The 22,660-nt window shown below is 50.6% G+C and carries 21 protein-coding genes; 14 read left to right on the forward strand and 7 right to left on the reverse strand.

Annotated features, from left to right (window positions below; genetic code table 11):
- Positions 1-241: 241 nt before the first annotated feature.
- Both IT781_RS08650 and IT781_RS08655 read right to left on the reverse strand, forming a co-directional pair.
- Positions 242-607: a hypothetical protein gene (locus IT781_RS08650; protein WP_194969753.1), complete on the reverse strand. Its 366-nt coding sequence runs from the start codon at positions 605-607 to the stop codon at positions 242-244.
- Positions 608-750: 143 nt separating this feature from the next.
- The gene (locus tag IT781_RS08655) at positions 751-924 is read right to left on the reverse strand and encodes a hypothetical protein (RefSeq protein ID WP_194969754.1); all 174 of its coding nucleotides are present in this window, start codon (positions 922-924) and stop codon (positions 751-753) included.
- Between the two features lie 1,171 nt (positions 925-2,095).
- On the opposite strand from IT781_RS08655, the gene gltA reads away from it, so the two are divergent.
- From gltA to nirJ, 12 genes are all read left to right on the forward strand, one after another.
- A complete protein-coding gene (gene gltA, locus IT781_RS08660; RefSeq protein ID WP_194969755.1) occupies positions 2,096-3,394 on the forward strand; it encodes a citrate synthase in 1,299 nt (432 codons plus the stop codon).
- 372 nt (positions 3,395-3,766) lie between these two features.
- Positions 3,767-4,480, forward strand: a complete 714-nt coding sequence (locus IT781_RS08665; protein WP_194969756.1) for an MBL fold metallo-hydrolase — start codon at positions 3,767-3,769, stop codon at positions 4,478-4,480.
- A 2-nt stretch (positions 4,481-4,482) separates the two neighbouring features.
- Entirely contained in the window at positions 4,483-5,400 is a 918-nt protein-coding gene (locus IT781_RS08670) for a sulfite exporter TauE/SafE family protein (RefSeq protein WP_194969757.1), read from the forward strand.
- 55 nt (positions 5,401-5,455) lie between these two features.
- Positions 5,456-7,036, forward strand: coding sequence for a nitrite reductase (locus IT781_RS08675; protein WP_194969758.1), 1,581 nt, complete (start codon positions 5,456-5,458; stop codon positions 7,034-7,036).
- Positions 7,036-7,347 (forward strand): cytochrome c, encoded by a 312-nt coding sequence (locus IT781_RS08680; RefSeq protein ID WP_194969759.1) that lies wholly within the window; start codon positions 7,036-7,038, stop codon positions 7,345-7,347. Before IT781_RS08675 ends, IT781_RS08680 begins: the two co-directional genes overlap by 1 nt.
- A gap of 6 nt (positions 7,348-7,353) precedes the next feature.
- On the forward strand, positions 7,354-7,659 hold the full coding sequence (locus IT781_RS08685; protein ID WP_194969760.1) for a cytochrome c: 306 nt from the start codon (positions 7,354-7,356) through the stop codon (positions 7,657-7,659).
- Positions 7,660-7,740: 81 nt separating this feature from the next.
- The gene (locus IT781_RS08690; RefSeq protein ID WP_194969761.1) at positions 7,741-8,904 is read left to right on the forward strand and encodes a cytochrome D1 domain-containing protein; all 1,164 of its coding nucleotides are present in this window, start codon (positions 7,741-7,743) and stop codon (positions 8,902-8,904) included.
- A 4-nt stretch (positions 8,905-8,908) separates the two neighbouring features.
- Positions 8,909-9,367: an Lrp/AsnC family transcriptional regulator gene (locus tag IT781_RS08695; RefSeq protein ID WP_194969762.1), complete on the forward strand. Its 459-nt coding sequence runs from the start codon at positions 8,909-8,911 to the stop codon at positions 9,365-9,367.
- On the forward strand, positions 9,360-9,869 hold the full coding sequence (locus IT781_RS08700; protein ID WP_194969763.1) for an AsnC family transcriptional regulator: 510 nt from the start codon (positions 9,360-9,362) through the stop codon (positions 9,867-9,869). Before IT781_RS08695 ends, IT781_RS08700 begins: the two co-directional genes overlap by 8 nt.
- Positions 9,862-10,305 (forward strand): Lrp/AsnC family transcriptional regulator, encoded by a 444-nt coding sequence (locus IT781_RS08705; protein ID WP_194969764.1) that lies wholly within the window; start codon positions 9,862-9,864, stop codon positions 10,303-10,305. Before IT781_RS08700 ends, IT781_RS08705 begins: the two co-directional genes overlap by 8 nt.
- A gap of 2 nt (positions 10,306-10,307) precedes the next feature.
- Entirely contained in the window at positions 10,308-10,802 is a 495-nt protein-coding gene (locus IT781_RS08710) for an AsnC family transcriptional regulator (RefSeq protein ID WP_194969765.1), read from the forward strand.
- Position 10,803: 1 nt separating this feature from the next.
- Positions 10,804-11,955, forward strand: coding sequence for a heme d1 biosynthesis radical SAM protein NirJ (gene nirJ / locus IT781_RS08715; protein ID WP_194969766.1), 1,152 nt, complete (start codon positions 10,804-10,806; stop codon positions 11,953-11,955).
- 189 nt (positions 11,956-12,144) lie between these two features.
- Here the strand turns inward: nirJ and IT781_RS08720 are convergent, their stop codons facing one another.
- The 5 genes from IT781_RS08720 to glnK all read right to left on the reverse strand — a co-directional run bounded on the left by IT781_RS08720 (position 12,145) and on the right by glnK (position 19,093).
- A complete protein-coding gene (locus tag IT781_RS08720) occupies positions 12,145-15,345 on the reverse strand; it encodes a DUF748 domain-containing protein (protein ID WP_194969767.1) in 3,201 nt (1,066 codons plus the stop codon).
- 98 nt (positions 15,346-15,443) lie between these two features.
- On the reverse strand, positions 15,444-16,733 hold the full coding sequence (locus IT781_RS08725) for an ammonium transporter (protein ID WP_194969768.1): 1,290 nt from the start codon (positions 16,731-16,733) through the stop codon (positions 15,444-15,446).
- Positions 16,734-16,749: 16 nt separating this feature from the next.
- Positions 16,750-17,088: a P-II family nitrogen regulator gene (locus IT781_RS08730; RefSeq protein ID WP_194969769.1), complete on the reverse strand. Its 339-nt coding sequence runs from the start codon at positions 17,086-17,088 to the stop codon at positions 16,750-16,752.
- A gap of 234 nt (positions 17,089-17,322) precedes the next feature.
- Entirely contained in the window at positions 17,323-18,741 is a 1,419-nt protein-coding gene (locus IT781_RS08735) for an ammonium transporter (protein WP_194969770.1), read from the reverse strand.
- Positions 18,742-18,754: 13 nt separating this feature from the next.
- The gene (gene glnK / locus IT781_RS08740) at positions 18,755-19,093 is read right to left on the reverse strand and encodes a P-II family nitrogen regulator (RefSeq protein ID WP_194969771.1); all 339 of its coding nucleotides are present in this window, start codon (positions 19,091-19,093) and stop codon (positions 18,755-18,757) included.
- Positions 19,094-19,757: 664 nt separating this feature from the next.
- Here glnK and IT781_RS08745 point away from each other — a divergent pair.
- Complete coding sequence (locus IT781_RS08745) at positions 19,758-20,930, forward strand: porin (RefSeq protein WP_194969772.1); 1,173 nt, start codon at positions 19,758-19,760, stop codon at positions 20,928-20,930.
- A 171-nt stretch (positions 20,931-21,101) separates the two neighbouring features.
- The gene (gene glnA, locus IT781_RS08750; protein WP_194969773.1) at positions 21,102-22,511 is read left to right on the forward strand and encodes a glutamate--ammonia ligase; all 1,410 of its coding nucleotides are present in this window, start codon (positions 21,102-21,104) and stop codon (positions 22,509-22,511) included.
- Positions 22,512-22,660: the final 149 nt, after the last annotated feature.

Raw genomic sequence — 22,660 nt, forward strand, 5'->3', positions numbered from 1 at the left:
CTTTTGATGCTTAAATGGAACGGTGAATTGGATACTATAATTAATTAACAATACCATTTTGGCAAGATTGGGCCCACTCTGAGCGCAACGCCGCTTATTTGTTTGCAGAAAAGCCATGTCCTTTTCAAAACGATAAAGCTTTCAAACGATATCTGAAAAACGAGTGCTGAAGCAGCGCCCGATTTATACCGTCAGAATGGGCAAGAGGCCCATCCGGATCTCTTGCCATTCGTCTGTATTGTTAGCCTTTTCCGGGTAACATGCCTACCGAACCAGGCTTAATGCGTTTACAGGTAACGACCATATCTTCCAAATGACATTGAGCCAAGCCTTTGTTGGCGCCATCCGTGCATTCTTCACAGACGGGCGTGCCAAGATTTTTCACTTCTTCGACATGCCAGCCATAACCTTGTGTTTGGCAGAACTTCTTGCTGTATCTGTTTACATTATATTGCTTCGATGCAGTCTCAATCGCCGCAGATTTTGCTTCGCACTTTGCAGAAGGCAGCGTATTGGCCATAAGATCCCTGTAAACATACTCCGTCGCCGATGCGCCGCCTGAAAAAAGCGATAATGCCGCCACTAGGCCTATCAAGTTAAGTTTCATAATTCTCTCCTCATTATTTATTATTTTAAGCGATCGTTGATACGCTATATCTTCTATATTGTGTTGCCTTCAGACCATGACATACCGCCTTACTGCAGAAAACAGCAGACGGGGATCACTAAAACATCCTGCGCACCAAGAATTTAGTTTAAAACGCGAATATTCATAAGGGCGGCTTCTTCTTGTATTTGCTCTTTGATCGGAGCAAACTTATCATCCTCGCTTTTCTTAACCAGGATCAAAACCGTCAATAAAGCAAATGTTATGCCGCCAACATACAGCCAGAATTTATCTTTTGTTTGTGATTCATCGTTCATTTTTGCACCTTTATATTTAGCAGTTGTCTGTGGATGCGTCACAGTTAATGAAAAAGCCCCGAAATTTAACCTGTACCGGAACCAAATATCATTCTTGAAGCATCTTTTTATTTATATTTCAGTAATTTCCGCAAAGAGAACGTTTTCATACTGATATTGCACGATCATTGGCATTAGTCACACTCTGCTTTGCTCTAAACCAGTAAGACATGATGGAAATTACCGCCCTCATAAATACCCTCTCACTTGGTAGTGAATCGATACTATAGGAAAGCCCAAGCCTACTGTCAAATAAATATCGAATCAATACTACATGAACTCGATCTTGGTTAACCCCACCTTCAGAGCAATGATCTATTTGGGCTAATCTTTGACTTTTGCAATTGGGGGAGACAGATAGAGTTATCTTCTCCTTACCAAAATCTCGGCCCCTCATGCTTTGTTCAATCACAGCTTGGCGTGATTTTTTAAAAAAATATGTATTTGGCGCAGTTTATATCCATGAAGAGAATGAAACTAAAACAGCTGTTAATTACTCTTTAAGTTTGGAAACCGGTTTCTTTTTTAAATGGCGCTGGAACTTCAGTTTGGAGAATTACCTTAAGCATCTGATGTCACGCACGAATCGATCTCTGTGCTGTTTTAGTTTTATTGTGGTGCAGCTGCGGTGTAGGTGCAAATTGATCCGCACTGTTAGACCGGCACAAATAGTAAACTTTGACTAATTTGGTGAGGCTTTCCAATGTATGACTTCTGCAAAAACGCTTTGTTTAGTTTACTGGCTGTTATCGTGTTTATCAGCTTTATTTTGAGTATGCTTATGGCTTCAATCATTTTATTTATCGGTTTTATGTTACGGTTTACTTGGAATTACGGCAATCTCGCCATACAAAAAAGACTCAATTACCTATTTGAAATTTAGCCATACTTCACAGCCTTCACTAAAACAGTTTTTTATCCCCTAATTTCAGCATCGGGCAGTGAGAAGACAAGATAGTCTCCTATTATTTTTTCCTCAGTAAACGACATTTCATCTGAGCATTATCCTTCCGCATTTCGAATTATCATTCTTTAAACAGGTCAAACTGCTGGGCATGTAATTTCTGTTTAAACATTATTGAGCTTTGTGATACCGTCATGAAGTAACATTTTTATAATGGAGATCAGTACCATGACTAACCAGCGCAGAGTTACCCTAGTTAATGAGGAGACTCAGCCCCTATGTGAGCTGCCTGTTTTATCAGGCACTACGGGGCCCGATGTCATCGATGTCCAAGAACTATATAAACAGACCGGTATGTTCACCTATGATCCTGGCTACACTTCGACGGCCAGCTGTTCTTCCAAGATAACGTATATTGATGGTGAAGCCGGCATATTGTTGTATCGTGGTTATCCCATCGAACAATTGGCGGAACAATGCACTTTTCTGGAAGTTTGCTATTTGCTGTTGAACGGCGAACTGCCAAACAGTGATCAATTGAAGCAGTTTGAAAATGCTATTACCAAGCATACGATGGTGCATGACCAGCTGACCAATTTCTTTAAAGGCTTTCGCCGTGATGCCCACCCGATGGCCATCATCGTCGGCGTAGTTGGCGCCTTGTCAGCCTTCTATCATGATGCCCTGGATATTACCAATAAGAATGATCGCGACCTTTGCGCCATCCGCCTGATCGCGAAAATACCCACTATCGTGGCCATGAGCCATAAGTACAGCATCGGCCTGCCGTTCATGTATCCGCAAAACAAGCTGACTTATGTAGAAAACTTCATGCGCATGATGCTGGCCACGCCTTGTGAAGACTTCGAGCCCAACCCGATTCTGGTGAAGGCATTGGACAGAATCCTGATTCTGCATGCCGATCATGAACAAAATGCCTCCACGTCGACGGTACGCCTCGCCGGTTCCAGCGGCGCCAATCCCTATGCCTGCATCACTTCGGGAATTGCCTGTCTGTGGGGCGCCGCGCATGGCGGCGCCAATGAAGCAGTGTTGAATATGCTGGAAAAAATAGGCGATGTTTCGAATATCGATTCTTACATCAAGCGAGCCAAAGATAAAAACGATCCGTTCAGACTCATGGGTTTCGGCCACCGCGTTTACAAGAATTACGACCCGCGCGCCAAACTAATGCGGGCGACCTGCCATGAAGTGCTTAGCGAACTGGGACTGCATGACGACAGGTTATTCAAGCTGGCATTGGAACTGGAACGCATCGCTCTGGAAGACGAATACTTCATCGAGAAAAAACTGTACCCGAACGTCGATTTTTATTCAGGCATCGTGCTCCGCGCCCTGGGTATCCCCAGCAATATGTTTACGGCCTTGTTTGCCATGGGACGCAGCGTCGGCTGGATTTCGCACTGGGATGAAATGATATCTGATCCGGAACAGAAAATCGGCCGCCCCAGACAGCTTTATATCGGACAAACGAGTCGTGACGTTCCGCCTATGGCTGCTCGTTAAACATTAAATATACCGCATAAATGTCTTTGCAAGGGTATCGGCTGATAAAACTCCAGATCTTATCAGCCGCTATATTTCATCGCTTCTGATAGTTCATACGGCTGTCAGGCGGCTATGACCAACTCCATAGAAAAACTGAAATTCGGCTAAGTCATCGCAAAGCATCGGATTCCTGCACCTGGACTATATGACGCCTGCCTTTCATTGGCTGCAAGCTGAGGTCAATTTCCAAACCATTCAGCATCAGATCACTCGAATGAAATAAAAGCCTACAGACATAGTCCAATTTTTAAAGCATTATCGAATGTTGGCAGGTATTGCTTTATAATATATTAGTTTTTTATTATTTACTTAAATATAGAGGTTAACCCTATGATCTTCAGGCAACTTTTTGAACCCGACACCTGCACCTACAGCTATCTCATCGGCTGCGAATTCACTCAAAAAGCCGTTCTGATTGATCCTGTCGCAAGCGAAGTGGATAGCTATGTGGCGCTTTTGAATGAACTGGAATTAACGCTGATCTACACGATGGAAACGCATGTCCATGCCGATCATATCACCGGCGCCGGTCAATTGAGAGACACGCTGGGCAGTAAAAGCGTTGTGCACCGCGATGCCGGCGCCATGTGCGCCGATTTGCTGGTCACCGACGGCGTGCCGCTTCAGGTCGGCGAGGTTGAAATACTTGTTCTCCATACGCCGGGCCATACTGCGGGCTGCGTCAGTTACGTGATCGGAGACCGTGTTTTTACCGGCGATGCCTTACTTATCAATGGCTGCGGGCGCACGGACTTCCAACAGGGCGATGCCGGCATGCTGTATGACAACATCACGCAAAAACTTTTCACGCTGCCGCCTGACACGCTGCTTTATCCCGGCCATGATTACAACGGCAAGACCGTGTCCACGATTAAACAGGAAATAGCGACCAATGCCCGCTTGGGCGGCGGCAAGACGCGCGATGAATTTATCAAAATCATGGCGAATCTGAATCTGGCCTACCCTAAATATATTGATGAAGCGCTGCCTGCCAATCAGGCTTGCGGACAGCTGGATAAACAAAGCCAAGTCATACAAGGCTAACGATGCTGGTGTTAATTGCGCTTTCCCTATTGATCGGTGTTCTGCTGGGCCTTTTGGGCGGCGGCGGCTCAATACTGACCGTGCCGGTTCTGGTTTATCTGGCAGGCCTATCGGCTAAAAACGCGATCATCACCTCATTAATCGTCGTCTGTCTGACCAGTTTGATAGCCGTAGTCAACCATGCCCGCCGCGGCAAGGTATGCTGGACGGCCGGGCTGGCCTTCGGTCTGACCGGCATGATCGGCGCCTTTCTCGGCGGCCGACTGGCGGCCTATGTTCCGGACTCGCTGCTATTGGTACTGTTTGCAGTCATTATGCTGGCCGCTTCACTGTCGATGCTGCGCAGTAAAAAAACACCTAAGCCTTTACAGCCCAACCGACTACCCTTACAGAAGCCCTGTCCTAAGCATTTGCCGCTCATAGCGCTGATGCTTGACGGCTTTCTGGTAGGCTCGGTGACAGGCTTGATCGGAGTAGGCGGCGGTTTCCTGATGGTTCCGGCGCTCAATAATCTGGTGGGCTTACCCATACACGCCGCCATAGGCACATCGCTGTTCATTATGGTGATTCAATCCTCGGCGGCCCTGGCAGGGCACGCCAGCCACATGACCATCGACATATTCATAACGGCACTGTTTTCAGCTTTCGCCATTATCGGCAGTTTTATCGGCAGCAGTTTGTCCGGCAAGATCCCCGGCCAGCATTTAAAACGCGGCTTTGGCATACTCGTTTTTATCCTAGGCTGTTTTCTGCTCTATCGTGAAATCAACCCGCCAATGATGGCTCAAATAAAAGACCTCGTCATCCGTCATCAGGACTTCATTCTTGGCGCTTCGACCATTCTGGCCATTATGCTGTCTTACCGGCTATGGCTCTGGACTCACTCATTGCAAAAAAACAATGATCGTAATCAAACTTGAGCTTTTTATACTTATTGGATAATATTGATTCAATACTACCTGGAGTCCTTAGAGAATGAAAAACACAAAAAAGCTTCTGTCCCAATCAGTCATTGCCGGTTTAACGGCTCTCGTTTTACCTTTAGCCGTACAGGCGAAATCCGATGACAACATGCACCAGTTGTATCAAGACAACTGCGCGAGCTGTCACGGCGCCGATCATGGCGGTTACCTGGCCCCGGCGCTGAATGCCGACACACTGAAAGGCCGCAGCCCTACCGCTTTGCGCTCTTTGATCATGACCGGAAGCTTCGATACGCTGATGCCTCCGTTTTACGGCCGCTTAACGGACGACCAGATCCGAGGCCTGGTCAGCCATCTGCAAAAAACCCCCAAGCTGGATAACCCGGCCTGGACAATTGACGATATAAAATCGTCATTGAAAGTCTACGTCAAAGACGAAAGCACATTGCCTGACAAGCCGACTTATGAGATCAACAGCATGGATGACGTCATCGGTGTGGCGGCGCGCGGCAAATACGGGCGCGGTGAAGGCTCCAAGGCCGTCTTCATCAACAGCACGACGCATAAACAAATCGGCGAAGTCCCAACCGTCACAGCGGCGCATATCATCGATTACAATCCTGCCAATCCACGCTGGGCTTACGTAAAAACCGACACGGCGGAAATTTACAAAATCGACCTGTATTCCATGAAGGCCGTACGCAGCGTCAAAACCGGCTTTAACGGCCCGGGCATGGGCGTATCGCGCGACGGCAAATACATCATGGCCGGCTCATTTGTGCCGCACAACGCCGTCATTCTGGACGCCGACACGCTGGAACCTTTGAAGACCTTTGAACTGGAAGGCGTCGATCCGGACGGCAAAATGGTTACCTCCGATTCCGGCATGGTGATCGGCACGCCTTATGACGATATCTTCGCCATTGCGCTGGAAAATGCCGGCCAGGTCTGGGTGGTGGACTTGAAAAAAGATCAGGATTTCCCTGTCACTAAAATCACCGATGTCGGCCGCCATCTGCATGATGCGTTCCTGACCCATAACGGCCGCAAACTGATGATCGCTTCTTACGATGACAGCATTGTCGCCGCAATTGACCTGAAAGACCGCAAAATCATCAAGAAACTGGAAGCGGGCTGCGTGCCGCACGTAGGCGGCGGTTCGGCCGTAAAGGTTGACGGCCGCACGCTGGGCTTCGGCACCAACTTCGGCGATTGCGACAAAACGGTCGTCAGCGTCTGGGATCTGGATACCATGGAAGTGGTCAAGCAGATTCCTGTGTCCGGCGGCACCGAATCACCGGCCGCACACGCTAACGCGCCTTACGTAGCCGTGGACATCATCAGCAAAGACAGGCGCGCGCGCACAGTTCAGCTGATCGACAAGAAAACACTGGAAGTCGTGAAAACGCTGGATGTCGGCGGTCATGCGTATTTCCCTGAATACAGCGCGGACGGCAAATTCCTGTATGTCAGCGCCGGTTACAGCGGCGATGAAGTCGTGGTCTACGATTCCAACTCGCTGAAAAAAGTCGCTTCTGTCCGGATGGAAAGCCCGGCCGGTATTTTCTCGCACGGCCGTGTTAAATACATGACTCGCGGTCTTTCTCCGGATGAAATGGAAGGGGCGAAATAATGAGAATATTTGCTCTCTCCAGCGTGTTGATCGCAAGTCTGGCCGTCGCCCAAAGCGCTAGTGCGGCTAGCATCTATGCGGGCCACGCGATTGCGGCTTCCACCTGCGCACAGTGCCACGGCGTTACCACCCCGTCCTCCGGCGCGCCTTTTCCGCCGCTGGCCGGACGCGATGCCGAGTATCTGAAATCGGCACTGAAGCAATACCGCGACAAGACGCGCGTATCGGACATCATGAATAATATTGCCGGTTCATTAAGCGATAATGATATCGACAATGTAGCCGCCTATTATTCAAAGCTGAAACCGTAAGTACGCATGAGAAAACTGCTGCTGTTAATATGGGTTTCCGGTACAGCACTTGCCGGCGAACCGTCAACAGACAGGCAAAACGCGCTGCGCAACATGCTCAAGCATGATTGCGGAGCGTGTCATGGTTTGACGTTAAAAGGCGGCCTGGGCCCTGCCCTGTTGCCTGAGGCATTGGCCGGGAAATCGGATGATTTTCTGGCCGATACCATTCTTAACGGCCGCCAAGGCACAGCCATGCCGCCCTGGCAACAATTTATCAACCGCGATGAAGCGCTCTGGCTGGTTAAAGTTTTACGCAATCCCGAGCATTAATCCATACTAAGCAACAGGATGCGTCCGCGCATCCTGCCTTGTCCAAAACTTTAAAGTGCGCAAGCGCACTATTTTATTCATATGAAAAAGCTAATCCCCATTCTAGGCCTCGCATTTTCCCTCAACACCGTTGCTGAACCGCGCGCTACCGGCGATTTAGGCATCGTTATTCAACGCGAAAACGGCAAGGCGCTGATCATCAACAGTACTGAGCACAAACAGCTGGCTGAAATCGAAGGGCTGGGGGATTTATCGCATGCCTCGGTCGTCTTCTCGCGCGACGAGCGCTATGCCTATGTTTTCGGCCGCGACGGAGGATTGACCAAAGTCGACCTGCTCAATGATGCCATCGCCAAACGCATCGTCCAGGCCGGCAACAGCATCGGCGGCGCTATCTCTCAGGATGGCCGCTTTATCGCCGTATCCAATTACACGCCCGGCGGCGTCAAGGTTTTTTCTTCCGACACACTGGAACTGATCGCCGATATCCCGGCCGAATATGACGACGGCAAACTGTCCAAAGTGGTGGGCATCGTCGACGCGCCCGGACAGCGCTTCGTCTTCAGTCTGTTCGATGCCGGCGAAATCTGGGTACTGGACCTTAAAAATCCGAAACAGCCCGATGTGCAAAAATTCAAGAATATCGGCAAGCAGCCGTATGACGCACTGATCTCGCCGGACGGCCGTTACTACATTGCCGGCCTGTTCGGCGAGCCCGGCCTGGCCTTGCTGGACTTGTGGGACATCTCGAAAGGCGCCAAACACATACTGCCGGAATACGGCAAAACCGATGAAAAACTGCCGGTCTATAAAATGCCGCATCTTGAAGGTTGGGCCATAGCCGGCGATTATCTGCTCGTACCCGCCATCGGCAAACACGAAGTGCTGGTGATCGACAAGCGCCAATGGCAATTGGTGAAAGCCATTCCGGTGGCCGGACAGCCGGTTTTCGTCAGAGCCAGGCCCGATGCCCGGCAAATCTGGGTTAATTTTGCTTTCCCCGATAACAGCCTGGTGCAGGTCATTGACACCAAGGACCTGAGCATCAGTAAAACCCTGACGCCGGGCAAAGCGGTCCTGCATATGGAATTCACGCCGCGCGGCGAACAGGTCTGGGTAGCCGTACGGGACGACAACCAGCTGGTCGTTTACGATACCGAAACACTTGCCGAAATCGCCCGTCTGCCGGCAAAAACGCCCAGCGGCATTTTCTTCAGCTCGCGAGCGCACCAGATAGGGCTGTAATGCCATGCTGACGTCTTTGCACAAGCGATTGCTGAACGATTTCCAGCATGACTTCCCGCTCACGGAACGCCCCTATCAGGCCATTGCCGATACGCTGGGCGTTACCGAGGATGATGTGATTTCAGCCTTGAACGATCTGCATGACAGCCACTTTATCAGCCGCATAGGACCTGTCATTCCGCCCAACCACATCGGTGTCAGTACCTTGGCCGCGATGGCCGTGCCTGAAGAGCGGCTGCAGGAAGTCGCCGACAAAATCAGCGCCTATGCGGAAGTCAACCACAATTACGAGCGCGAGCACCGGTTCAACCTCTGGTTCGTCATCATCGCCTCCGATGCCGCCCACCTGCAGGATGTGATTGCCTCCATCGAACAGGAAACCGCTTACAAAGTCATGCAACTGCCCTTGCTGGATGATTTTTTTATCGATTTAGGCTTTAAGCTGGACCTGAATAATGATTGACAGCCGCGATCTTAAACTGCTGGGGCGCATACAGACGGGCCTGCCCGTCTGCCCCCGGCCTTATGCCGAAATCGGCCGCTGTTGCGGCATGCCCGAATCGGAAGTGATCGAGCGCCTGGCCCGGTTGAAACAGCAGGGCTTCATCAAGCGCATGGGCGTCATCGTCAAACACCGGAAGCTGGGTTACCGCGCCAATGCCATGGTTGTCTGGAATATACCCGACGATCAGGTCAAGCAATTGGGCGCCCGCATGAGCAGTTTTCCGTTCGTGACGCTCTGCTATCAGCGCCCGAGACGGTCGAGCTGGCCTTATAATCTGTTTTGCATGATCCACGGCAAGGACAGAGCCACGGTGTTGCAACAACTCGAACAGCTTGCCGACGCTTGCAGTCTGGCGGGCTTTGACCATGAAGTTTTGTTCAGCCGCCGCTGCTTCAAGCAGCGCGGCGCTGTCTACAAAAACATCGTAACTGTAGCTGACGCGGAAGCAGCCCATGGATAATCTGGACAAAAAAATCATCAATGCGTTGCAAGGCGGTTTTCCAACTTGCGATGCGCCCTACCGGCAAGTCGCTTTGGCGCTCAATATCACGGAAGCCGAACTGCTGACCCGGCTTCAAAACCTGCGCGCCAACGGTATATTGACGCGCTTCGGACCGCTTTATAACGCCGAACAGATGGGCGGAGCGCTTACTCTGGCCGCCGTTAAAGCGCCTGAAGACCGGTTTGATGAAATCGCCGATATCATCAATGCCTTTCCTGAAGTGGCTCACAACTACGCGCGCCGCCACACTCTGAATATGTGGTTCGTGATTGCTACGGAAACGCCCGAACAGGTCCAGCAGACCATTGAAGCGATAGAGCGCCAAACCGGGCTGACCGTCTACAATATGCCGAAAATAAAAGAGTATTTCGTCAACCTGAAGCTGGAAGCCTGATTATGCTCGATGCCACAGACCGCAAACTTATCGAGGCCACACAGGCCGGCCTGCCTTTGACGCCGGAGCCTTACCAGACGATTGCCGAAAAACTGAATCTGACTGCCGATGAGGTCATGGCACGCCTGTCGGCCATGCAGGACAGCGGCGTCATCCGCCGCATCGGCGCCGTGCCCAATCACTATAAACTGGGCTACCACTACAACGGCATGACCGTCTGGGACATACCCGATGACAAAATCGACGAATTGGGCCGGCAAGTCGGGCAACTGGAGTTCGTCAGCCATTGCTACCATCGCCCGCGGCATCTGCCCGACTGGCCTTACAACCTGTTTGCGATGGTGCATGGCAAAACCCAAGCCGACGTTGACCGGCAAATCAAGCAAATTGCCGATCTGCTCGGCGACTGTAACCGCGGCTGCGATGTGCTGTACAGCACGAAAATCCTGAAAAAGACCGGTTTTCGCAGCCGCCCTTCCGATTCCACAGGCTCATAACATGTTCAGACTCAGCCACTATATGCGGGAACTGATTACCCCGACGCCGATAAAACCGGCCCGCAAGCCGGCCGCCCCGGTCGTCATCTGGAACCTGATCCGCCGCTGCAACCTGGCCTGCAAGCATTGCTACACGACTTCGGCCGATATCGATTTTCCCGGCGAGCTGAGCACGCAGGAAATCTATACGGTCATGGACGATCTGAAGGCGTTCAGAGTGCCGGTGCTGATCCTGTCGGGCGGCGAACCGTTGCTGCGCCCCGACATCTTCGATATTTCGCGCCGCGCCAAGGACATGGGCTTTTATGTCGCACTATCGAGCAACGGCACGAAGATTACGACCGACAATATTAATGAAATCGCCGCGATCGATTATCAATATATCGGCGTCAGCCTGGACGGCATCAAGGACACGCACGACCAATTCCGCCGCATGCCGGGCTCGTTTGACGAGGCGTTGCGCGGCGTGCAGCTGTGCCTGGAAAAAGGCATCAAGGTCGGTATCCGCTTCACGCTGACGCAGGACAACTACCAGGACTTTCCGGCCTTGCTGCAACTGATGGATGACCATAATATCGACAAGTTCTACCTGTCGCACTTGAACTACGGCGGCCGCGGCAACCGGAACCGTAAGGATGACGCGCATTTCCAGATGACCCGGACCGCCATGGATCTGCTGTTCGAGACCAGCTATGAATGGCTCAAGGCCGGCAAGGACCGCGAATTCGTCACCGGCAATAATGATGCCGATGCCGTCTACTTCCTGCATTGGGTCGCCCGGAAATTCCCCGACAAAGTCGACCATATCAAGGCCAAGCTGGAGCAATGGGGCGGCAATGCCTCCGGCGTCAATGTGGCCAACATTGACAATCTCGGCAATGTACACCCGGACACATTCTGGTGGCATTACGATCTGGGCAATGTCAGGCAGCGCCCTTTTTCTGAAATCTGGATGGATGTCTCCGATCCGCTGATGGCCGGGCTTAAGCAGAACCCGAGACCGCTGGAAGGCCGCTGCGCAACTTGTCATTTCCAGCGCATCTGCAACGGCAACACCCGGGTCAGGGCCCAGCAGACATCGGGCAATGCCTGGGCTGAAGATCCGGGTTGCTATCTGACTGATGAAGAAATCGGGCTTTCTGCATTAGCTTAGGATAAGGCGGGAAGTAACTTTCCTGAATTTTGACAAACAACAGTGTGGGGAGCGACTTCGCCTGGAGCGCCTACTGTTGGCAGTCGCCCAGGGCGAATACCCAAAGGGCGCAAGTAAATTCGCCCCTGCATAAGCGCTGGCTTCATCGACGAATCGGAAAGTTATTTTTAACCGACACTCCTTAAGGCATCACCGGGCTTTCAAGGACAATGTGCTGACGATATCACTGTTTTCGCGTTTAGGATCGACCGCGGTATCGAGAATAAACACGCGGTCATTCTCTATGCCGCCTTGCTGAACGAGATACCGTGCAATCGCCTGAGCCCTGTCCGCGGCCAGTTCTTTAAGCCGCCGTTCTTCCGGCTGGATAGCGGCGGTCAGCTTCTGCTTGGCAACTTCATAAAAATCGCCGGCTTTCGAATCCTTTAAGCGCGGCGCGCCGAAAAACGATCTGTCCGCCAGCAACGGAAACTTCTCGATAAACATATCCGCCAGCAAGCGCTTGTATTGTTCGTCGGACAGTTCGATATATTCTGCGCGTATCTTTCTGCTGCCCTCCTTATCTATCTCGGCCGCCCGCCTCTGCTTAAGCTGATCCAGCAGGGCGTCATCGGTCAGGGCCGGCCAGTCCTGCTCCTGAAAAGCAGCACCTTTCACTTCAACCTCCAGCGCCGGGCGCTCCTGAAGCGCTTTGGCGACTTTTTTCAATTTTTCCTGCTGCTGTTCATCCAGTTCAACCTTGCCGGCGGCAAAATTAATCGCGCTCAGATCCTCCTTGCCATTAGCCAAGGAAGCCAGCGCATTGAACGGCGACTTGATGATTTTGGTGATGATATTCACCAAGGCATCCTTAATGATCGCGCCGATGCTGAATTTGGGGTCTTCGAGGCTGCCGGTAATGGGCACATCGATCTTTATTTTGCCTTCGGAATCTTTCAGCAGCGCTACGGCCAATTCAAGCGGCAAGGACACGGCATCGGGATTTTCCACTTTCTCACCTAACGTTAACTGGTCTATCAGAATGCTGTTCGAGGCAGTCAGCTTGCCGTCCTCGACGGTGTATTTCAGCCCCAGCGTCATCTTGCCTTTCTCAACCTTATAGCCGGCAAATTCCACCATATAAGGCGAAATCAGCGGCATCGGCATGCCGCGAAAATTCATTTGCAAATCGAAATCGCCTTGATACGGACTGACTTCCCCTTTGATGTCGACAGGTGCCAGATCGTAGGCCCTGCCTTTCAAAGCGACATTGATACGAGACTTTTCTTCCGAGGAGAATCCGCCGGCGCCGCCATTGAGGTCGGTAATTTTTGCCGCAAAAGGCAATATCAACGATAAGTCGGCGAAGTCAGACGAGCCGTCTGTCACCCGAATCCGGTCGATTTTAAAATAAAGTTTTTTATGATCGGCCGATCCCTTTGTTTTAGCCGGCGATGCTTCTTTAGCCTTCAATGCTTTTTTGGCAGCCGGCGGCGCCGTTTCGGATTTTTTGTCGTCAACGATAACGTCGTTAAAATTGATCGACTTGTCCTTCTCAATGATTACCCTTGCGTAAGGTTTATCGATAGCCAGTGTGCCGGCCGTATAACGCTCCGCCAGCATGTCCGCCTTGACATCTTTCAAGGCCAGATTTTTCCATTTGATAAAATCTTTATTGACCAGCTGATCGCGCGTCAATAGATCGGCAATTCCGGTTTCGCCTTCAAACTTGATGTCAGGCGGCTTTTGTTCCTGTAGCGCGACCGACAGCTTGCCATCCATATAGAACTTGCCGTCCATGAGATCGAGCCGCGCAAACTTTTCCCAATAAGACTGAAAGGGCTCCAGACCGATATTCTTGACATCGACGGATGTACGGGCAGAAAAAGGCTTCATGACCATATCACCTTTGAGCGCTATCGATCCATTCTTATTAACATCGGTGTTGAGCTGAAAAGGCAGGCTGCTTCCGTCTTCAGTGCTGAAATTGTTCAGCTTGAAATTGACGCCGGACAGTTTCACTGCAACAGGGTTTTTCAGCGTTCTATCTTCAAAAGCCAGCGCTGAGTTATTGAGTGCAATGCTGTTGATTTTAAGCTTCCAGGGCGCTTTTTCAGCAGCTGCCGGTTGAGGTGCGGAATTGGGAGCTTGATCATTGCCTTTATTAGGCGCAAACAAAGCTTGGTAATTGACCATGCCATCGGCGTTCAGCCAGGCCTGCACATCGGCGCCATCGGCTGAAACAGAATCAATTCCGACCTGTTGCCGGTTTAGGTCCAGATCGATTCCGCGCACCGAAAAGCTCGGCACTTTAATCAAGGCTTTGTCCTGCTTTTGTTCCAAGAACTGGAAATCTCGGATGCCAAACCGCCCTTGGCTGACCACCAGCTTGAGTTTGTCGTTCGTATAACTGGCTTTGTAATCGACTTCGAGCAGTTCCTCGCCTTTTAAATTAAAGGGCACAGTATCCTGCACCATCAGCTGCTGGACTCTTTCAAGCGTCACCTTTTCCAGCTTGATATGGCCTTCCGAGGACAAAGGCTCGGTATTTAGTGTCCCCCGCCATTCCAGATGCTCGCCTGTATTCAACACTAACGACAAGTCTATGCCGAAGCGTCCCTTTTCCTTTAACGAATGGATCTTGTAAGTGACTGTCAGCAGTTCATCGCCTTTTAATTCAATCGGAGCGTTTTTCTGTCTGCCCAACGCCAGGATTTTTTGCAATTTGATCTTGTCGAGCTTGATACTGCCTTCCGAAACAGCCGGATTAACGCCAGCCGTGCCCTGCCAGTCAAACTGACCGCCCGGAGACAGCACGAGCGACAAACTTAAGTTGAACAGCTTATCGACCACTGTCGAGAAATTGTCTATCTGGAGATTGATCGGGAAAATCTGTTCTTTTATCGGCCGGCTGCCCGATGCATCTTCATAAGCCAGTCTTCCTTCCGTCACGGACAGTACTCTAATCGTTACAGGAAATATTTCGTCTTCTTCCTGTTGGGCTTCAGCTTTTTCCTTGATTAAATCTGTAAAGTTGAAGTCTCCGCTTTTTCGTCTGGCGATATGGACAAAAGGCTTTTCCAGCCGCACGTCATCAATAACCAATACGGATTGCTTGATGGATTCAAGCGCGTTGACATTGAAATGAAAACGATCGAAAGCGGCAAAAGGCTGGCCATTTTTCTCCTGAACCTCGATGCCTTCCAAACTTGCAAACAGTAAAAACGGGTTAAACTGAATCTTTTCGATGGATGCTTTCCTGCCGGTTTGCTGCTCAATGACGTCAGGCAGCTTCGACTTCAATACCGCCGGCACAACATAAAAACCGGCCACGGCATAGACAGCCAGCACGATAGCGATTGCCAATAAAACCTTTGCAATGATGGATACTGTTTTCCGTGTCTTTATCATAAGCCCCTGCGCTCAGATCAGCTTCATCTGCAACCATTCTAAACAAAAAAGGCGACCTCTAGCGCCGCCTTTTTTGTGACAAAACACTGAGATTTAACTTATAGATCCTGATAGCCGGTCTCTTCGTGCAACACAATGTCCAGCCCCTGCACCTCCTCATCGGCAGTTACCCGCAGGCCTATCAGTTTATCCAGCACTTTCAATATCAGATAACTGAAAACAATGCTCCAGGCTGCCGTTACGGCAATCGCCAAAGCCTGAACACCAACCTGATCCATAATCGATACGCCGTCAGCCAGTCCCAGGCCGCCCAGGCCGCTTGCCGCAAACACGCCGGTCAACAATGAGCCCGTAACGCCGCCCACGCCATGTACGGGAAACACGTCCAATGAATCGTCGATTTTCAGCGTGCGCTTCACGTAGTGCGTGGCATAAAAACACACAATGCCAGCAGTAATACCGATAACCAGAGCGCCGGCGGGGCCTATGAAACCGGAAGCCGGCGTAATAGTACCCAGCCCGGCCACCATGCCGGTCACAATGCCTAAGACACTGGGTTTGCCAAAATGTTGCCATTCGATAAACATCCAGGTCAAAGAACCGGACGCCGCGCCGATATGCGTGACCAGCATCGCCATGCCGGCATTGCCGTTGGCCGTCAAGGCGCTGCCGGCGTTGAAACCGAACCAGCCGACCCACAACATGCCGGCGCCGGTCACCACCATGGTCATATTATGCGGCGGCATGGCCGTGGTTGGAAAACCGCGCCGGTTCCCCAGCACCAGCGCCGCCACCAGGGCCGCAACGCCGGCATTGACATGGATCACAATGCCGCCGGCAAAATCCATTGCGCCCAGGTCGGCCAGCCAGCCGCCGCCCCAGAGCCAATGGCAGACCGGCAGATAACAGAGAATTAACCATAAACCGCTGAACCAGAGCATCGCCGAAAACTTCATGCGTTCGGCAAAACCGCCGACGATCAATGCCGGCGAAATAATCGCGAATGTCATTTGAAACATGAAATAAACTGTTTCAGGGATATCGCCTGTCAGTGACTCGGTGCCGATACCCGGTAAAAACAACTTGGATGTGCCGCCTATCAGCTTTTGCAGATCGCCGCCATCGGCAAAAATCAGGCTATAGACGCCGGCCAGCCAGAGTATGGAAACCAGGCAGGTAATTGTAAAGCACTGCATCAAAACCGACAGCACGTTCTTGCTTCTGACCAGGCCGCCATAAAACAGCGACAATCCCGGTATCGTCATAAACAATACCAGCGTCGTGGATGTTAATACCCAGGCCGTATTGGCCTGGTTCAACTCGCCGGCTACAGCCAGTTCCGGCACTAATAATAAAACTAAAGACAGTTCACCCGATTTAAATGACATTCTATTCCTGACATAATTAGATAGCGTCCTCCCCGGTTTCGCCCGTTCTGATTCGAATCACCTGTTCCAAATTGGAGACAAAGATTTTCCCATCACCGATTTTGCCGGTACTGGCCGCTTTTACGATTGTTTCTACCGCTTTATCCAAAATACTGTCCGGCACCGCGATTTCCAGCTTAACTTTAGGCAGAAAATCCACCACATACTCTGCCCCCCGATAGAGCTCGGTATGACCTTTTTGACGGCCGAAGCCTTTAACTTCGGTGGCCGTCACGCCGGAGACGCCGATTTCAGATAACGCCTCTCTTACGTCATCCATTTTGAACGGTTTAATGATTGCTGTGATTAATTTCATGATTTCTCTCGATTATTAAAAGAAAATTAGGGATAACATCAACAGCCATCATAGTGAATTATCAGTCAACATACAATTGCCCGGCCGCCAGGGCATGCCGGGAAGCCCGTATCAATCCAAACGAAAACGGGCGCATGACGCGCCCATCTTCTATCCGATGTCTATGACTTTTATTCACCGTTTCATAATGCTTCAAACACCCGGTTTACCCAGATATCCTAAAGCTCCCAAAAATTAAAGGTTATAAGCCGATTCGCCGTGCTCCGAGACATCGAGACCAGCCCGCTCAACTTCTTCGCTGACTCGCAATCCGATCAGCATATCCACGATCTTATAGGCAATGAAAGACACCAGGCCGGACCAGATGATCGCCACGCCAACGCCCCATGCCTGGCTTGCGAGTTGGCTGGCCATACTGTATTCGGCCACGCTGTTGGTGACATAGTCCCAAACGCCGGTGCCGCCTAATGCCGGGCTGGCAACAATGCCTGTGCCCAGGGCGCCAATAATGCCGCCGATGCCATGCACGCCAAATGCATCCAGCGAGTCATCATAGTCGAGCCGGCTTTTCAGGCTGGTTACCGACCAGAAACAGATAGCGCCAGAAACCAGTCCAAGGGCAATAGCGCCCATAGGGCCGGACCAACCGCAGGCGGGCGTAATGGCGACGAGCCCAGCAATAGCGCCCGAAGCCGCGCCCAGCATGCTGGGCTTGCCCCGAGCCGCCCATTCGGCCGTCATCCATGCCCAGGCTGCGGCCGCGCTGGCCAGCAGCGTATTGACAAAAACCAGGGCGGCCAAGCCGTTGGCTTCCAGATTGGAACCCACATTGAAGCCAAACCAGCCGACCCAAAGCAAGGCCGCACCGACCATGGTCATCGTGACGCTATGCGGCGCCAGGGATTCTTTTTTATAGCCGATACGCTTGCCGATCATCAGGCTGCCAATCAGGCCGGCTATGCCGGCATTGATATGTACAACCGTACCTCCGGCAAAATCCAGCGCACCTTTCTGGAACAGGAACCCTGCCGTAGCACCGGCGGCTTCAGCAGCATTTGCATCGGTATAGGCGTCAGGGCCCGCCCAGTACCAGACCATATGAGCCATAGGCAAATAGGCGAAAGTAAACCAGATCAGCATGAACAGCAGTACGGCTGAAAACTTGACACGCTCGGCGAAGGCGCCAACAATCAACGCGGGCGTGATGCCGGCAAAGGTAAGCTGAAAGGCAACATAAATATATTCAGGCACATAGACGCCCTTGCTGAACGTCCCGACTGCCGAGTCCGGTGTTATGCCTTTAAGAAACATCTTGCTGAACCCGCCGAAGAAAGCGTTGCCTTCTGTAAATGCGATGCTGTAACCGTAAATCGCCCACAGCAGCGCCATCATCGAAAAAATCACGAACACCTGCATCAGCATAGACAGCATATTCTTGGCCCTCACCATGCCGCCATAGAATAACGCCAGGCCGGGCACAACCATCAGAACGACCAGCACAGTCGCCACAATCATCCAGGCGGTATCGCCCTTTTCGATCGGCGTAGCTACTGCTGGCGCGGTTTCCACTAACACCGCTTCCGTTTCCGCGACTGAAAGCCCCGCAAAACTCAGCAACATAAACAGTACAAAGGTGTGTAAGAGTCTTTTCATATTTCCCCCTAAATTACAATGCTTCATCGCCGGTTTCGCCGGTGCGGATCCGGACCACCTGCTCCAGATTGGTGACGAAAATCTTGCCGTCTCCGATTTTGCCTGTGCTAGCCGCTTTGGTGATCACCTCTACGGCCTGATCGAGCAACTGATCGCCTACCGCGACTTCCACTTTGGCTTTAGGCAGAAAATCAACCACATACTCAGCTCCTCGGTAAAGTTCGGTATGTCCTTTTTGGCGGCCAAATCCTTTGACTTCGGTCACTGTGACACCGGAAACGCCTATATCGGAAAGGGCTTCGCGGACGTCGTCCAGCTTGAAGGGTTTGATAATAGCGGTTATCAGTTTCATACAACACCTCATTGCTTACGTTAACTGTTGGAATATCCAATGCACAGACTGTGCCAAGAAAAAAAATCCCGATAAATGCTGATAAAGCTGAGGTTTTTTGAAAAAAGGCCGCACAACTCCAGTGCAAATAGGGATTTATAAGCACCATTTTGAAGCTTAAATACCGTATTAAATCATCCGAACTTTATATTCGCCCTGAACCATGTATGCCTGAAATCATTGCAAAGCTCTTCCGGCCAATTGATTTGCTTTGAAGCATAGCTAACGCCGATAATGATTCAACTTAATGTCTGCAGTGAAACAAAAAATTCATTGGCATAACTTATGTTCTGCGCACTCCTTGTGACTGAAATACAGAGTCAGCCAGTAACACCTTATGCACCAAAATGGATCAAATAATTTTTCTTTGCACCATTTTGACTCAAGCCGATAATATTAATTCTGCCTGATTCTTTATATTTATCAAGGCAATCCTGCTTAAGCATATTTGGCCCGCATCTTGCATTTATGATGTTAAGTGTATTAATAAAACCACATTTTGGGATACAAACAACTATATTTGAAATTAGTTTTACCAATGGACTTAAAATTTAGATTAACTTGGCATCCCAAGTTTATGATTTTCCTGGGATGCTTGATAAGAACCTGACAAAAGGCAATATTTATGCTGACTCATCACAAAAAATATAACGGCTGGCCGCTTACCTTATGCAGCGCCCTGCTTTGCTCATCGCTGACACAGGCCGACGACAAAGGGGCGGTTGAAAGCCTGACCGGTTTCAATATTAATGAAACAGCGCCCATGAAAAACCTGGGCATCAATGTCGGCGGCTGGGTCTCGGCCGGTATCGCGGGCAATCCTGATGATCCTGAAAGCAGAACAAACGGCCCTGTCACATTCAACAATCGCGCCAACGAATTCAATGCCCATCAATTGTACGGCTTTATCGAAAGAGCCGTTGACGCCGAAGGCAGCCAATGGGATGTGGGGTTTCGGGCCGATATCGCCTATGGCATAGACGCCTTCTACACCACGCAAGCCAACTTTGACGACAACCTGATCACGGATGGCTCCTCGCGCCTCTACAAACTCGCGTTCCCGCAAGTCTATGCGACGGTTTTCGCGCCTGTCGGCAACGGTATCACGACCAAAATTGGCCATTTCTATACGCCCCACGGCTTCGAGGTTGTCACCGCGCCTGATAACTTTTTCTTCTCTCATGCCTACACGATGCAATATGGCGAACCATTTACGCATACCGGCATCCTGTCGTCTTATCCTGTTAACGAAAACATCAGTATTTCCGCCGGTGTTGTATCGGGATGGGATTCATTCTTTCAGGAACCGGCTAATTTCCTAGGCGGGGCTACTTACACGACCGACGATGAAAAAACATCATTGACATTTACCTTGATTACCGGCGATGTCAACAAAAATGACGAACACAACCGTACGCTGTATACCATATTGCTAAGCCATGACATCACCGACAAGCTGCATTACAAACTGCAACACGATATGGGTATAGAAGAAAAATCGCAAAGCGCTGACCCAGCAAAATGGTATGGCATCAACCAGTACCTGACTTATGATGTGTCCGACAAAGTTGGCGTTGGCGCACGCTTTGAATGGTTCCGCGACGAAGACGGCATCAGGGTCAACGGCAACAAAGGCCATTATCTGGCGGCCACTGTAGGCATGAACTACAAACCCATGTCCTGGCTGACGTTACGCCCTGAAGTCAGATACGATCATTCAAATGGAAATGCGGCATATAATGATGGCTTAAGCTATAACCAAGTCCTGATTTCAGCCGATGCAATCGTTCGCTTTTAACCCCCGACTCTTAATTTTATGCAACACAAGGACGTGTTTCATGTTTCAGGCGACGCACTAACACCGGGCTTGTTGCGCCCTTTTTTAGTGGCTAAGCTATAAAAAAAAAGGTATGTTATACCGTTTGCCTTTTATAATAATCCGTTCAAGACCATCCAGGAGACAAAGTAAATGTCTGTAGAAAAAGTACTTAAAATGATCAAAGAAAACGACGTGAAATTCGTCGATTTTCGTTTTTGTGACACACGCGGCAAAGAGCAGCATGTCACATTCCCTGCTCATACCATTGATGAAGATACCTTTGAAGAAGGGAACATGTTCGACGGTTCGTCAGTTGCCGGCTGGAAAGGTATCAATGAATCCGACATGATCCTGATGCCCGATCCAACTACTGCGGTCATGGATCCGTTCTTTGATGACAACACGCTGATCCTGCGTTGCGACATCATCGAGCCAAGCAACATGCAAGGTTACGAGCGCGACCCTCGCTCTATCGCCAAACGCGCGGAAGCCTACCTGCAATCAACCGGCATCGCCGATACCGCTTTCTTTGGTCCTGAAAACGAATTTTTCATTTTCGATGACGTCCGCTGGAACGCCGACATGAGCGGCTCTTTCTTTAAAATCGATTCACAGGAAGCCGGCTGGAACTCGGAAAAAGTCTATGAAGACGGCAACATCGGTCACCGTCCAGGCGTTAAAGGCGGTTACTTCCCTGTGCCACCGGTTGATTCATTCCAGGACATGCGTTCTGCAATGTGCCTGACGCTGGAAGAAATGGGCATGCAGACTGAAGTTCACCACCACGAAGTGGCAACAGCGGGCCAATGCGAAATCGGCGTAAAATTCAATACGCTGGTTAAAAAAGCCGACGAAGTACTGCAACTGAAATATGTTATCTCGAACATCGCGCATGCTTATGGCAAAACGGTCACTTTCATGCCTAAACCCCTGGTTGGCGACAACGGCAGCGGCATGCATGTACACCAATCCTTGTCTAAAGGCGGCGTAAACCTGTTCTCAGGCGACTTATACGGCGGTCTGTCTGAAACAGCCCTGTACTACATCGGCGGTATCATTAAACACGCAAAAGCCCTGAACGCCTTCACAAACGCGTCAACCAACAGCTACAAACGCCTGGTTCCAGGCTTTGAAGCGCCTGTTATGCTGGCTTATTCCGCACGTAACCGTTCTGCTTCCATCCGTATTCCTTACGTACAAAACCCTAAAGGTCGTCGTATCGAAGTACGCTTCCCTGACTCAACCGCAAACCCATACTTGGCATTCTCAGCAATGATGATGGCTGGTCTGGACGGCATTCAGAACAAGATCCATCCTGGCGATGCCATGGATAAAGACCTGTACGACCTGCCGCCGGAAGAAGAGAAAGAAATTCCACAAGTCTGTCACGCCTTTGACCAAGCTTTGGATGCTCTGGACAAAGACCGTGAATTCCTGACCCGCGGCGGCGTATTTACTAACGATGTGATTGACGGCTACATCAAACTGAAAATGGAAGAAGTCACTCGTCTGCGTATGAGCACGCACCCTGTAGAATTTGATTTGTACTACAGTTTGTAAGCCCAGCGAAGCGATCAACTGATCCGCTTTATAAAGCCTACACAAAAACGCCCCATTTTGGGGCGTTTTTCGTTTCAGCGATTTGCATTGCCGTTCCGGCGTTTTATTATAGCGACAATGCAGCCCCGCCTGTTCACTGAAACTGCTTC

It is taken from the genome of Methylobacter sp. BlB1, from assembly GCF_015476545.1.
GTDB lineage: Bacteria > Pseudomonadota > Gammaproteobacteria > Methylococcales > Methylomonadaceae > Methylobacter.